Below are 12662 nucleotides of genomic sequence, written 5' to 3' on the forward strand. Positions count from 1 at the left end.
TCGGCCCCGTGCGTTGGGTTGCGTTCACCGCCCCGCTGCGGCGCCGCGGCGCCACCTTGCTCTCAGAAGTTCTGCAAGGTGTCCAGCTGCACCTGCGTCAGCCCGCGCTGGTACACGACGTCGGTGCGAAAACTGGCCGCGATGGCTGCGGCCTGTGTGTCCACGTCGGTGGCGCGGGCCGTGGTGTCGGTGGCGCCGATCCACGTGTTCGCTCCCGTCAGGATCACGAAGTTGGCCAGCGTGACCGTGCCGCCGGCCGGCACCGTGATGTTGAACCGCATGTCGACCCTGTTGCTGCCGTCCGAGGTGTTGAGTGCCGACGCGGACGTGAAGTCGACCGCGTCCGCCGAGCCGAAGACAAAGCCTGCGTCGCGGCCCCCGCCCATGCCGTCCCACACCGTCAGCCCCTTCTGCGGCGCGCCCGGCGTCGGGTAGATGACGCCCGCGCCGTACGAGCCCAGGAAGCTGGTGTACGTCGCCACCGCCGTGACGGACGATGCGCCGGGGTTGTGGAACGTGTCCGTCAGCCGCGCCCACAGCAGGTTGGGCTGCGCGTAGAACGTGCGCTGAACCTCCAGCCCGCGCAACGTGCGCATGCCCGAGCGGATGTTCTGCGCGACCCTGGCCTGCGACACCGTCCAGCCCGCAAGGCCCGCGCTGAAGTCGCCGTTGACGATGAACTCCCTGGCGCGCGGCGCGGAGTCGCTCACGGTCACGTCGTCGATGCTGGTGCCGATGCCGCGGCCCGATTGCTCGAACGACAGCACGATCACCCGGCCCGTGTAGGCCGTGATCCAGGCGAAGCCCCAGGTGCCCACCGGGCCGTTGCTGTCGACCCTGTAGAGCGTGCTGAGCAGGGTGCCGCCTGTGTCGCGCAAGACCACCTGCATGAAAGTGTCCTCGTCGTTGAAGTTGCGCAGCAGCGTGCTGCCGTACATGCCGCTCCAGCTGGCGTTCACCCGGCCCGTGGCCAGTCTCAGGTCGATGGTCTGCTGCAGGCGCGCGTCCGGCACGGCGTGCAGGAACGCCGTGTCGTCGTTCGCCATGAACGGCGGGTCCGTGGTGATCGACACCACCTTCAGGCCGTCGGCTGCGGTCATCTCCGGGCCCAGCGCCGTCAGCTCGGCGAAGGTCTGGTCACCGTTGAAACCTGCGGAGCGGCTGCCCACCTTCACGCTCAGCGACAGGGCGCCTGCGAACTGGTCGTTCGAGCCCGACTGGATGCCGAAGTAGGGGTTCAGGTCCCAGAAGTTGGCCTGCCCGGGACCGACGCTGCGGTCGTTGTCGCGGTTGGCGATGCACTGCGCAAAGGTCGTCGAGGCGGGCAGCGATGTGGGCGTTGCCAGCTCGGGGCCGGCGGGCGGCGCCGGTGGCGCGGGCACGGGCGGGTTCACTGCGGGCGGGTTGGGCACGGGTGCGTCGGGCGCCGGCGCGGAAGGTGCCGCAGGTGCCGCAGGAAGGGCACCGGGTGGCGGCGGGGCTGCGTCGATCGGCGGAAAAAACACGCCCCCGGCGCCGCCGCCCCCGCTACCTCCGCAGCCGCTCACTACCGCCACGCCCACTGCCGTGAGCGCAAATCGTCTTCGGTCCATGATCCATCTCCTCGTTGATTTTTCGACGGCGGCTCCATCGCGGCGCGCCGAAGCGGCGAGCGCGAACGATGCCGTCTCCGTGAATGAGGAAAAGGCGAAGCAGGGAACCGCGTGGGTTGGCACCACAGCGTGTGCGGGCCGATTGGAGCGGCTTTGGCGCTGTCGGGACATCGCTGGAACAGGGGAGGGCGAAGCAGCCGACGGCCACAGCCGAGCGATGTGGGTGGCGACCCGAGTTTGATAAATTTCTTCAAACCATCACATCCATTTCCCCGGCCCGCACGTAGTTTTGCAAGAGGCGTGCGACATGCCGGGAAGCAGTGCGGCACGGCGTGACCGCGCAAGGCCAGCCCAGGCGGGTCGAAGCCATTGAAAAGCAAGCGCAAATTTCAACGATCCGAAAAACATGAGAGCTGCGATCACGTCCGCGGGACGGATTTTTTTTGTTCTGGTGGAGGGCGAGGCCGCCACCGTGCGCGACTACATGGTTGCCGCCCAGGTCTACCTGTCGCTGCTCGAAGAGCAGTTCGACAACGCGCTCGACCTGATCTCGTCGTTCAGGGCCGCCATGGCCGAGGCCGCCGATGGCCCGGGCCCTATGAGCGACGAACAGCTGGAGTCGGCCAAGCGATGGCTCTACGCGCACGAACACGCGGACCGCGTCGCCAGGCCCCAGCTGAGCAAGCCGCGGGAGCAGCGTTTTGTGTTCCGGCTCGGGGCGCGCGAGACGGCGGCAGCCATCGACTAGGGCTCGGCGCCGCGGGGGCGGCCGCCTCCGCGAATAGCCCGTTCATGGGATTGACGCTGCATGTGCCGCAGCGACACTGGGCCGAGAAAAAAATCAACCCATGGGCTCGCCCACGCCCCTTGCGGCGGGCGGTCCCCGAGCCTTTCCCACGTTTTGACTTCACCCCCCATTTCCGTCGACCTGCAGGGCGGCTGGTCTTGTTCGTTCCACTTCAAGCAGGGCGCCAGCGGCGGCTATGCCGGCGTGGCCGAGATCGCGCTGAATGGTTTTCGGCACGGGGAGCTGGTGATCATGGCGCAGCCCTCGCTCGACGCCGCCGTGGCGCGCGTGAAGCTGCGGGCCAGCCAGTTCGTGAGTGTGCGGTCTGAAAACGGGGCACACAAGCCGTGGCGGCAGCGGGCTTGAATGCGGGGCTCTGCGGGCCTCTGCGGCCTTGTGCGAGCCTTTTGCGGTCGATGAACTTCGGGTTCTGAAACTCCCCGACCCCTCGTTTTTCGAGACGGGACGGGGAGAGCCTTCAGGGCCATGAACCAAGGCGCGTGAAGGCTGCCGGGGCACCTACCGCTGTCGCGGCATGCAGACCTGAATCAGGTCCACCACTTCCTTCGCGAGTTCGGACGCCAGCCAGAACACGTTGTCGCGGTGCACGGGGCCCGCGTCTTCTCCGCCCGGCGTGCCGTTGCCGTGGCAGTAGCACAGCAGCGAATGGAGCTGGGTGCTCTTTTCCTCGAGCGCGGTCCAGGGGTCGGGGGGGTCTGCGGCGGGAGGTACGGGCGTGGAGGGGCGGGCTATATTTGGGGTAGCCATGGGGTGCTTCCGTTAGAGGTTTGGGCACTTCACTGGTTAGACGGCTGGGGTGTTCGTATCACCCCGGCCGTCGCCTTTTGATACCTCGCATTTGCGTCTTTGCCGGTGGGCAATCGACGACGCGCTGCGAGGCAGGCGGTTCGTTCGTTGATGTGCTCTCGAGGGTGATGCGCTCCTTGCCCTCGTAGTGAGGCTTCGGGTGATGAGGGCATTCACTGTAGAGACGAACGGCGCGATGCGGAAAATGGAAATGCCCAGTAGTTCTCGAAATGCGCGGGTAAGTGCCGCGTGATCGGGCGGGGTCACAAAGCCTGACTTTTGTAGACGGAACGAGGCCGTTGTTGCGCATGCTGCGGCCGCAGGGTTTGTGTTTCCGGCAACTCGCCGCGAGAAAGAATTCGCCATGCGCCTGGCGCTTGTCCTGCCGCAGCGGCGAACTATCCCTGCTCAGGCGGCAAGGGTGGCGTGACGCGCTCGTGAAACACTTTGCTGAAACAGCAGCCAGGCGAGACGGCGGCTGGGCAGCGTGAAGGCTCCCGCGGGAGCGTTTGTTCCTGGTGCGTCCAGAGGGAATCGAACCCCCATCTGGCCCTTAGGAGGGGCCCGTTCTATCCGTTGAACTATGGACGCGGTGTGTGGCCTGCGGTGGCAGGCGTTGCCCCATGGACGAAGACGTATTGGGGCAGACAGCGGCCCGCACTTTACCAGCTTGAGGCTGTCTTCCCCGCGCTTCAGTCGTACTTGACCGTGTAGATCAAGTCCACGCCGCTCGTCTGCCCCGCCTGCCCCCGCAGCGTGAGCCGCGTCGTCAGGTCGTAGAAGATGAAGATCGTGCCGAAGGCACCGCCCAGGCTGCGTTCGTAGGTCAGGTAGAAATCCTTCGACAGCCGCTTGCCCAGCGTCACGGCGGACTCTTTCAGGTCGCCGCCGCTGCCCGGGCCCTTGAAGCCGAGTTCGTCCAGCCCGAAGCGGCTGGCCAGGCTGCCGCCGCTGCCACTGCCGCCGATCTTGCCGATGAGCGACAGCGCGGCCTGCTGCAGCAGCGCCGACTCGCCGCCGCTGGTGGCCGACGCGCGGCCCAGGATCACCCATGACAGCGTTTCGGCGTCCGACAGCGCGGGCTCCGAATACAGCTTCACGCGCGGCGACTGCGCACTGCCCGTGATCTGCACGCCCGCGCGCTGCGACAGGTTCGGGCGAATCGCCAGGATGTCGAGCGCCGGGTTGTCGAACGGCCCGTTGAAGCGCGCCACGCCGGTCTCCACGTCGAGCTGCTGGCCGTAGGCACGGTACTGGCCCTTCACGGTCTTCACCTCGCCGGTGATGCGCGGCGGGGCATTGAGCTTGGTGCTGCGGATTTCCAGGTCGCCTTCCAGCCGCGTGGTGATGCCGCGGCCCTGCACCGCGAAGTCGTCGCCCAGGTCGAAGTTGACGACGATGTCCGGCGGCTTCAGGGTCTGCGCGGTCGGTGCCTTGGCGTCCTGGGCCGCCTGTGCGTCGGCGCGGGCGGCTTCGCGCTTTGCCGCCTCGGCGGCCTCGCGGTCCTTGGCGGCGGAACGCACGACCACGTCGCTGCCCAGGCTGGGCGCGGTCTCGTCGGGCAGGATGATGACGGCGCGGTCGGTGCGCAGCTTGCCGCGCACGCTGAACTGGCCGTTGTCCAGCCTGGCCTGCAGGTCGCCCGAGAGCGTGACCTGCCTGTCGGTGCGCACCAGCACGCGCAGCGCGCGCAACTGGCCTTGCAGGGCCATGCGAATGCCCGACGCGGTGCCGCTGGCGGGGCCCCAGTTCATGCTACCGCTGGCCGAGAGGGTGCCGCCGTCGGCGCGGGCCTCGCTGGCCGCGGTGCTGCGGTTGCCGCTTTGGCCGGCGATGCGCGCGGAACTGCCGGCGCCGCCCTTCAGGGTGAATTCGGTGATCTGCACGCTGTCGCCGTTCAGCGTGGCGCGCAGCCGGCCGTCGCGCAGGTCCAGCCCTTCGACCGGTGCGCGCAGCGCGAGCTTGTCGGCGCCCAGCGTGCCGTTCCAGCGCGGCACGGCGCGGTTGCCCGACAGGGTGGCGCTGGCGTCCAGCGTGCCGGCTATGCGCCAGCCCGGCGGCGCCAGCATCGACCACACGCCCAGGTTGGGCAGCGCGGCCTTGATGGTGCCGCCCAGCGGTGCGTCGGGCGCCCACTGCCAGCCGCCCGCGCGCTGCTGCACGCGGGTGTTGATGTCGGCGTTGATCTTGCCGGCGCGCTCGCTGTCCCAGGCGAGGGTGGCGCGCACGGCGTCGCCCTCGGCGTCGAGCCGCAGCTCGGCCTGGCGCAGGCCGGCCGGGGTGCTGGGCGCCTCGCCATTGGCGGTGGCCGCGTTCATGGTGCGTTCGCTGGCGGTGCCCGTGCCGGTGCTGACGATGTGCGTCACCAGCGCGGCCTCGCCGGCCTGCACACGGATGTCGCCGCTCTGGCGCGCGATGCGCACCTTGGCGCGCAGGGCGTCGGCGGCGTCGATGTCCCAGTCGCCGTCGAACATCAGGTCGCCGCTGATGCCGTATTCGCCCAGCGTGGTGTTGGCGCCCAGCGCGCCGGCCCAGGCCATGGGCAGGCCCTTGAGTTCGCCCTTCGACTGCAGGCGGAACACGCGGTTGGGCGCCGCGCCGCTCTGGCTGAAGCGCAGCGGCTGCCAGTCGATGCGCACGGTGCCGGGCACGGGGCCGCGCAGCGTGGCCGCGGCGGCGGAGGCCTCCACGTCCAGGCGGGGCGCGTTGCCGCTGGTGCTGCGGATGGTGGCCGTCACTTCGCGGCTCAGTTCCACCACCCACGGGTCGCCGGGGCGGGCGCTGTCTTGTGCCTGCAGCTTCAGGCTGGCCAGCGCGGCACGCCATTGGCCGGGGCCCGAAATGCCGCCGCTGGCGCGGGTGTCGATGTTGATCTTCTGCGTGCCGGTGGCGGCTTCGCCCTTCAGGGTGAGCGTGGCCTGCGCCAGGCTGCCGGAAAGGTCGGCGCGCAGGTCGCGCAGTTGCACGTTGGTGGCCGTGCCGCTGGTGCCGCCGGTGCCGGCAGATGGGCCCGCGGATGTGCCTGCAGAGGGGGCCGCAGGCAACGTCAGGTCGAGACGCGGGACGCCGAGCACGGCCTTCAGGCTCGGTTCGGTGATGCCGCGCTGCGCGGGGGCGTTGGCGTTCTCCAGCCGGCGCTGAATGGTCTGCCAGCCGCCTTGCCAGCTGGCGTCCAGCCTGGCCGAGCCCTTGGCGCTGGCGCCGGCGAACACGCCCGACAGCCCCGGCAGGCCTTGCACCCAGCGCTGCATGGTGTCGGCGTCGTCGATGCTGGCCTTGATGTCGCCGCCGCCCGATGTCTGGGCGATGCGGCCTTCCACCTGCGCGCTGCCGCCGGGCAGCACCAGGGCGAGCTTGCCGCTGGCGGCCTGCTCGGCCACGCGCACCTGCAGCTTGCCGTCGATGCTGGCGCGCTGGGCTTCGATGCGCAGCGTGCGCAGGTCGAGCACCTGGTCTTTCCACTGGCCCTGGGCCAGCGCGCGGTCGAGCGCGAAGCCGGGCAGGGCCTTGCTGCCCGCGCCGCCTTCGGCGCGCAGCGCGGCGTCGAAGGTGATGGTGCTTTCCTTCTGTTCGGCCTTGAGCGTGCCGCTGACCGGCGCGCCCGAAAGCTCGGTGTACAGCGCGCCGGGCCGCACGCCGCGCACGGTGGCCTGGGCCTGCCAGGGCAAGGGCGCGGGGCTCCACTGGCCGGCCGCGTCGATGCGCCCGCCGCCCGCGCGCACGGTGGCTTCGGGAAGGGTCCAGTGGGTGCCGTCGAAGCCGACCTTGGCCTGCACCTGTTCGACGGGCAGTTTCTGTTCGTCCCACGGGCCGGGCAGGGCGTTGCGGATGTCGGCCGAGGCCTTCCATGCGGCGGGGCCGGTGTCGGCGTCGGGTTGCAGCGCGACGGTGCCGGTCAGCTGCGTCTGCGGCGCGCCGGGCCACAGGCTCGATGCATCGACGTTGCGCAGGTCGGCCTTGGCGTCGATCACCGGCTGCGGCAGCCACGGGGCGATCTGTGCCTGCAGCGTGGCTTCCATCGGCGCGTCGGCGTTCTCTTCGGCGGGCTTGAGTTCGGCCGCCACCTGCAGCCGCGCGCCGGTGCCGGCGAGCGTGCCCTTCACGGTGGCTGTGGCCACCACGTCGATGTGGTGGTCCTCGGCCAGCGGCGCCTTCACGCGGCCGTCGAGCGAAGCGTCGATGGCCATGGGCGCGGGGCCCTGCAGCTTCACGCGGGCGCCGTAGTGGCCGTCGGCAATGTCCACGCCCTTGATCTCCAGCGCGTGCTCGGAGGCCTTGTTGTAGCTATAGGTGCCCGACAGGTTGAGCGCCTGCAGCACGGGCGGCCCGGCCCAGCGCACTTCGTCGATGCGAAAGGGCAGTTCGACCTCCACCGGCAGCACGATCTGTTCGAGCGGCTTCGCGGGCTCGGTGCTCGGCGCGCCGCGCTTCTCGATGAGCACCTGCTTCGCATGCACTTCGCCGAGCTGCACCTTGCGCCGGAACAGCGGGGCCAGTTGCCAGCCGATGGTGGCGTCGTTCACCTCGACGGCGATGCTCTCGCTCTGGTACTTGAGCCAGCCGATGTGGCCGCCGGTGCGCAGCGAGCCGCTCACGTCGCGGCTCTCCAGGGTCTGGCCGGCCGGCAGCCGTTGCGCGGCCTGCGCGAGCGCGAAGGCCAACGAGGTGTTGGAGCCCAGGTACCACCACGCGCCCGCGGCCAGCAGCATCACCAACAGCAGCAAGCCGGCCACGGTCCAGCCCAGGGCGCGCATCGCGCGGCGCGCGCGCGAGCGGCGCACGGCGGGCGGCACGGGCGGGGGCGTCGGCATCGGCGTGGGGTCGGCGTCTGTCTGCATCGGAAAAATCAGAAGGTGAAGCCGAGGCGAAAGTGCAGGCGGAACTTCTTCGTGTCCACGCCGTAGGCCAGGTCGGCCTGCACCGGCCCCACGGGGCTGCGCCAGCGCGCGCCCACGCCCACGCCCACCTTGGGCTTGAGCTCGCCGGGCTTGTCGGCCACGGCGCCGGCGTCGACGAACATCACGCTCTCCCAGGCGGTGAGCTTGTTGTTGTAGACGAAGGGGCGCTGCCACTCGACGCTGGCCACGCCCAGGTAGCGGCCCGCCACGGTCTGGCCGTCGGCGCGCACGGTGCCGATCTGCTTGTAGCTGTAGCCGCGCACGGTGGTGTCGCCGCCGGTCAGGAACATCAGCGTGGAGGGAATCTGCGCGCTGTCTTTCGCGGACACGGCACCGGCTTCCACGCGCAGCTGCAGCCGGCTGCGGCGCGCGCGGCTTTCCTTGTCTTCGGCCCCGCCCAGCGGCACCACACCGAGCCAGCGCGCGTAGGTGCGCGTGAACGGCACCTGCTCGCCGGTGAGGGTGTAGCCCGCGGCCACTTCCAGCGCCAGGCCGTAGCCGCGCGAGGGGGCCGCGTTGTCGTCGAAGTAGCGCCCGGTCCAGCCCCAGTTGGCGGTGACGGCCGAGGCCGAGGGCGGCGCGTCGATGCCGCGGTTCTGCGCGTAGTCGTACTGCAGGAAGTAGCTGCGGTCGATGTGGTCGCTCGACTTGCTGCGCCCGCCGCGCAAGCGGCCGCTGTCGACCACGTAGCTGCCCGACTGCTCGCTCTTGAGCTCGGCGCCGGTGAACCATTGCCAGCCGCGGTCATCGGGAATGGCCTTGAGCTCGGTGCTCAGCGACTTGATGTCGCTGTCGACCGACAGCCGCGAGACGGCGCGCCAGCCCAGCAGCGGCACCTGGTTGTGAATGTGGTCCAGCGACAGGCGCGGGCCGTTGTCGGTGGTGAAGCCCACGCCGGCCACCACCTTCTGCAGCGGCGCTTCGCGCAGCTGCGCGATGACGGGCGCGGCCAGCGGGTTGCCGCTTTCGGTGTCGAGCGTGAGGAACACCGAGTCGTAGTAGCCGCTGCTGGCCAGGCGCTGCTGCGCGTCGAGCAGCTTCTGCTGGTCGTAGTCCTGGCCGCTGGGCAGGCGCGCGATGCGGCGTGCGCCGTCGGGGTCGTAGCGCTGGATGCCGCGCAGCACCAGCGGGCCGAACTTGTAGGCCGGGCCGGACTGGTAGGTGGCGCTCAGGCGCGCCTCGTGGCGGTCGGCATCGACCTCGGCGCGGCTGACCTCGATGTTGCCGGTGGGGAAACGCTTGGCCGTGAGGCTGCGCAGCGCGGTGGTCTTGGCCTCGTCCCAGGCGCCCTGGGTGAAGGGCAGGCCTGCGCGCAGGGCCCAGTTGGTGCGAATGGCGTCGCGCTGCGCCTCGGCGCTCGCGTCATCGGCGATGGGGCCGGCATAGCTGATCTGCACGTTGCTCACCTGGGCGATGTCGCCCGGCGCCACGGTGATGACGATCTCGCGCGGGGCCTTGGTGCCTTGCGGCGTCTCGACGAGATCGAGCGTCAGCGTGGGCGTGAAGTAGCCCAGGGTGCCGAGCAGTTCGCGCGCATTGGCCTCCGCGGCCACCATGAGGCGGGAGATTTCGGTGGCGCCCAGGTCGTCGAGCTCGCGGTAGCGCTGGATTTCGAGGTGCAGCTTGAGGTAGTCGCGCACGTCTTCGGGGCCCCGCACGTCGACGGTGAAGGCGTCGCGCTTGTCCGCCTTGGCCTTTTCGTCCTTGCCCTCGTCGTCGGCGGCCGAATCGCTGCGCACGAGGCCCGCCACGGGCTGGCCCTCGGCCGGGTCCTTGTCTTTTTTCGGCAGCAGGCTGCAGCCTTGCAAAAGCAGGACGCCTGAAAAAAACAAAGCCGGCCACCACGCCGGCGAAGAAACGGATACCGCCCTGACCATGGGCGGATTCTGACAGCAAGCACCGGCCGTTCCCGAAGGCCCTGGCAGATCGCCGGCTTCGTCCTACCCGAAGGGCGTTACTTGGAGAGCATCCGCATAGCCTCTTCGAGGCCGCGCAAGGTCAGCGGGTACATGCGGTTGGACATGAGCTGCTGCATCACCGCGATGCTCTGGCGGTACTGCCACACGCCCTGCGGTTCGGGGTTGATCCACGCGAACTTGGGGAAGGTGTGCGTGAGGCGCTGGATCCACTCGGCGCCGGCCTCTTCGTTGTTGTATTCGACGCTGCCGCCCGGTTGCAATATTTCGTAAGGGCTCATCGTGGCGTCGCCCACGAAGATGAGCTTGTAGTCCTTGTTGTACTTGCGCAGGATGTCCCAGGTGGCGAACTTCTCGGAGAAGCGGCGCTTGTTGTTCTTCCACATGAAGTCGTACACGCAGTTGTGGAAGTAGAAGAACTCCAGGTGCTTGAACTCGGTCTTCACGGCCGAGAACAGCTCTTCTACCCGTGCGATGTGCTCGTCCATGGTGCCGCCCACGTCCATCAGCAGCAGCACCTTCACGTTGTTGTGGCGCTCGGGCCGCATCTTGATGTCGAGGTAGCCGGCGTTGGCCGCGGTCGAGTGGATGGTGTCGTCCAGGTCCAGTTCTTCGACGTTGCCTTCGCGCGCGAACTTGCGCAGGCGGCGCAGCGCCACCTTGATGTTGCGCGTGCCCAGCTCCTGCGTGTCGTCGTAGTCCTTGTAGGCGCGCTGGTCCCACACCTTCACCGCGCTCTTGTTCTTGCCCGCGCCGCCGATGCGGATGCCCTGCGGGTTGTAGCCGCCGTTGCCGAAGGGCGAGGTGCCCCCGGTGCCGATCCACTTGCTGCCGCCCTCGTGGCGTTCCTTCTGCTCCTCGAAGCGCTTCTTGAGCGTTTCCATGAGCTCGTCCCAGCCCATCTTCTCGATCTTGGCTTTTTCCTCGGCCGTGAACTCGCGCTCCAGCGTCTTCTTGAGCCAGTCGAGCGGCACGTCCTTGGTGAAGTCGGTGAGCATCTCCACGCCCTTGAAGTAGGCGGCGAAGGCGCGGTCGAACTTGTCGTAGTGCTTCTCGTCCTTCACGAGCGCGGTGCGCGAGAGGTAGTAGAAGTCGTCGATGCCGTAGGCGCCGTCGGAGTTGGGCCCCACCACGTCGGCCTTCAGGGCCTCCAGCAGCACGAGGTATTCCTTGACGGACACGGGCAGCTTGGCCGAGCGCAGGGTGTAGAAGAAGTCGATGAGCATGGTCAGATTCCCGGCCAGTGCGCGGGGCTCTGGCGAAAGTGCAGACAGGCGACGATCATGACTTCGTCGTTCCGGATCCGATAGTGCAGGCCATAGGGGAACTTGCGCAGCTTGAACCACCGAAAGGGCGCGCGCGTCTCGGGAAATTGAAGTGGGTCGCGCATCAGGATTTCCTGCGCTGCTGCGACAACGGAAAGAAACTCGGCGCCAAGGCCGGTACGACGGGATTCATACCATTCGAAAGCCAGTTCGATTTCTCGTGCGGCGGCTGGCTCGAACTTGAGGCCGAAACTCACAAGCGCACGCCCAGCTTGTCGGCGATCTGCTGCAGCGTGAGTTCGTGACCTGGATTGGCGTCGTTCCAGGCGGCACGATGCTGCAGCTCGGCATGGACTTCATCGCTGATGGCGGGGACGAGTGCCTGGTCGATGCTGTCCCACAGATCTTCGACGAGCTGCAGTTTTTCGTGCGTGCCAAGATGGCTCAGATCGTTCAGTACGGCGTTCACGGGTTCTCTCCGAGGCGATGAGCGCGATTTTGCTCAGGAGCGCGAGGGCGCGCCAGCGTGCTTGTCGAGCAGGTACAGCAGTTGGGCGCGCACCTCGGGCCACTCGCCCGCGCGCAGGCTGTACATGACGGTGTCGCGGATGGTGCCGTCGCGGCGCATCGCGTTGCCGCGGATCACGCCGTCCTTCTTCGCGCCCAGCCGCTCGATGGCGCGCTGCGAGGCGAAGTTGAAGTTGTCGGTGCGCCAGCCCACCACGTGGCAGCCCAGCGCGTCGAACGCATGCGTGAGCATCAGCAGCTTGCAGGTGGTGTTGACGTGCGTGCGCTGGCAGCGCGCGGCGTACCACGTGTAGCCGATTTCCACGCGCTTCACCGCGGGCAGCATGTCGTGGAAGCTGGTGCTGCCGAGCACGGTGCCGGTGGCTTCGTCGGTCACGGCGAAGGCGAAGCGGTCGGCGGTTTTCAGCGCGGTGTCTATGTAGGCGCGCGTGTCCTGCGGCTCGGGCACGGAGGTGACGCGCAGCCTCCAAAGCTCGCCGTCGGCGGCCGCGGCGCCCAGGCCTTCTTCATGCGCGAGGGACAGTGGCACCAGCGCAATGCCGAGGGCCTTCAGCGTGACGGGTTCGACGAAAGCCATCTTCAAAACTCTTTGGGTGATTTTTCAGCCGTGCACTCTTCAGCCGCGCGGGTTGCCGTACTTGCGCACGTACCAGGCGCGTGCCAGTTGCACCCCGCCGCCGCCGCCCAGGCCGATCAGCAGGATGCCGAAGATCTCGCGGTTGCCGTAGCCGGCGGCGCCGAAGGCATCGAGCCCCAGCAGCAGGCCCAGCCCGCGGCCGAGCAGCGCACCCACCACGAACAGCACGGCCTGGGCGATGCCCAGCTTCATCAGTTGCCCGGTGGGGTGCGGCGTGCGGCTCATGGGCTCG

At 68.6% G+C, this 12662-nt stretch carries 11 protein-coding genes and 1 tRNA gene; 2 read left to right on the forward strand and 10 right to left on the reverse strand.

Features of this window, described 5'->3' with window-relative positions; genetic code table 11:
• Positions 1-62 precede the first annotated feature (62 nt).
• Complete coding sequence (locus tag ACSFA5_RS27705) at positions 63-1592, reverse strand: hypothetical protein (protein WP_435447256.1); 1530 nt, start codon at positions 1590-1592, stop codon at positions 63-65.
• A gap of 406 nt (positions 1593-1998) precedes the next feature.
• Here ACSFA5_RS27705 and ACSFA5_RS27710 point away from each other — a divergent pair, with 406 nt between their 5' ends.
• Positions 1999-2340, forward strand: coding sequence for a hypothetical protein (locus tag ACSFA5_RS27710; RefSeq protein WP_435447257.1), 342 nt, complete (start codon positions 1999-2001; stop codon positions 2338-2340).
• 153 nt (positions 2341-2493) lie between these two features.
• A complete protein-coding gene (locus ACSFA5_RS27715; protein ID WP_435447258.1) occupies positions 2494-2745 on the forward strand; it encodes a hypothetical protein in 252 nt (83 codons plus the stop codon).
• A 153-nt stretch (positions 2746-2898) separates the two neighbouring features.
• Here ACSFA5_RS27715 and ACSFA5_RS27720 read toward each other — a convergent pair whose 3' ends face one another.
• From ACSFA5_RS27720 to ACSFA5_RS27760, 9 genes are all read right to left on the reverse strand, one after another.
• Positions 2899-3147, reverse strand: a complete 249-nt coding sequence (locus ACSFA5_RS27720) for a hypothetical protein (RefSeq protein ID WP_435447259.1) — start codon at positions 3145-3147, stop codon at positions 2899-2901.
• Positions 3148-3702: 555 nt separating this feature from the next.
• Positions 3703-3777, reverse strand: a tRNA-Arg gene (locus ACSFA5_RS27725).
• Positions 3778-3878: 101 nt separating this feature from the next.
• Positions 3879-8024, reverse strand: a complete 4146-nt coding sequence (locus tag ACSFA5_RS27730) for a translocation/assembly module TamB domain-containing protein (protein ID WP_435447260.1) — start codon at positions 8022-8024, stop codon at positions 3879-3881.
• Positions 8025-8032: 8 nt separating this feature from the next.
• Positions 8033-9961 carry an autotransporter assembly complex protein TamA gene (locus ACSFA5_RS27735; protein ID WP_435447261.1) on the reverse strand — a complete coding sequence of 643 codons (1929 nt, stop codon included), beginning with the start codon at positions 9959-9961 and terminating at the stop codon, positions 8033-8035.
• A 77-nt stretch (positions 9962-10038) separates the two neighbouring features.
• Positions 10039-11226: a vWA domain-containing protein gene (locus tag ACSFA5_RS27740; protein WP_435447262.1), complete on the reverse strand. Its 1188-nt coding sequence runs from the start codon at positions 11224-11226 to the stop codon at positions 10039-10041.
• A gap of 2 nt (positions 11227-11228) precedes the next feature.
• Complete coding sequence (locus tag ACSFA5_RS27745) at positions 11229-11522, reverse strand: type II toxin-antitoxin system RelE/ParE family toxin (RefSeq protein ID WP_435447263.1); 294 nt, start codon at positions 11520-11522, stop codon at positions 11229-11231.
• Positions 11519-11734 (reverse strand): addiction module protein, encoded by a 216-nt coding sequence (locus ACSFA5_RS27750; RefSeq protein ID WP_435447264.1) that lies wholly within the window; start codon positions 11732-11734, stop codon positions 11519-11521. Before ACSFA5_RS27750 ends, ACSFA5_RS27745 begins: the two co-directional genes overlap by 4 nt.
• Positions 11735-11767: 33 nt before the next feature.
• On the reverse strand, positions 11768-12370 hold the full coding sequence (locus tag ACSFA5_RS27755) for a GNAT family N-acetyltransferase (RefSeq protein ID WP_435447265.1): 603 nt from the start codon (positions 12368-12370) through the stop codon (positions 11768-11770).
• Between the two features lie 39 nt (positions 12371-12409).
• Positions 12410-12655: a hypothetical protein gene (locus ACSFA5_RS27760; protein ID WP_435447266.1), complete on the reverse strand. Its 246-nt coding sequence runs from the start codon at positions 12653-12655 to the stop codon at positions 12410-12412.
• Positions 12656-12662: the final 7 nt, after the last annotated feature.

Source organism: Variovorax monticola (assembly GCF_051216855.1).
In the GTDB taxonomy this organism is placed as follows: domain Bacteria; phylum Pseudomonadota; class Gammaproteobacteria; order Burkholderiales; family Burkholderiaceae_C; genus Variovorax.

Coding starts and splice junctions, on each gene's coding strand:
- ACSFA5_RS27705 (WP_435447256.1), bottom strand. CDS start 1,592: ATGGACCGAAGACGATTTGCGCTCACGGCAGTGGGCGTGGCGGTAGTG.
- ACSFA5_RS27710 (WP_435447257.1), top strand. CDS start 1,999: ATGAGAGCTGCGATCACGTCCGCGGGACGGATTTTTTTTGTTCTGGTG.
- ACSFA5_RS27720 (WP_435447259.1), bottom strand. CDS start 3,147: ATGGCTACCCCAAATATAGCCCGCCCCTCCACGCCCGTACCTCCCGCC.
- ACSFA5_RS27730 (WP_435447260.1), bottom strand. CDS start 8,024: ATGCAGACAGACGCCGACCCCACGCCGATGCCGACGCCCCCGCCCGTG.
- ACSFA5_RS27735 (WP_435447261.1), bottom strand. CDS start 9,961: ATGGTCAGGGCGGTATCCGTTTCTTCGCCGGCGTGGTGGCCGGCTTTG.
- ACSFA5_RS27740 (WP_435447262.1), bottom strand. CDS start 11,226: ATGCTCATCGACTTCTTCTACACCCTGCGCTCGGCCAAGCTGCCCGTG.
- ACSFA5_RS27755 (WP_435447265.1), bottom strand. CDS start 12,370: ATGGCTTTCGTCGAACCCGTCACGCTGAAGGCCCTCGGCATTGCGCTG.
- ACSFA5_RS27760 (WP_435447266.1), bottom strand. CDS start 12,655: ATGAGCCGCACGCCGCACCCCACCGGGCAACTGATGAAGCTGGGCATC.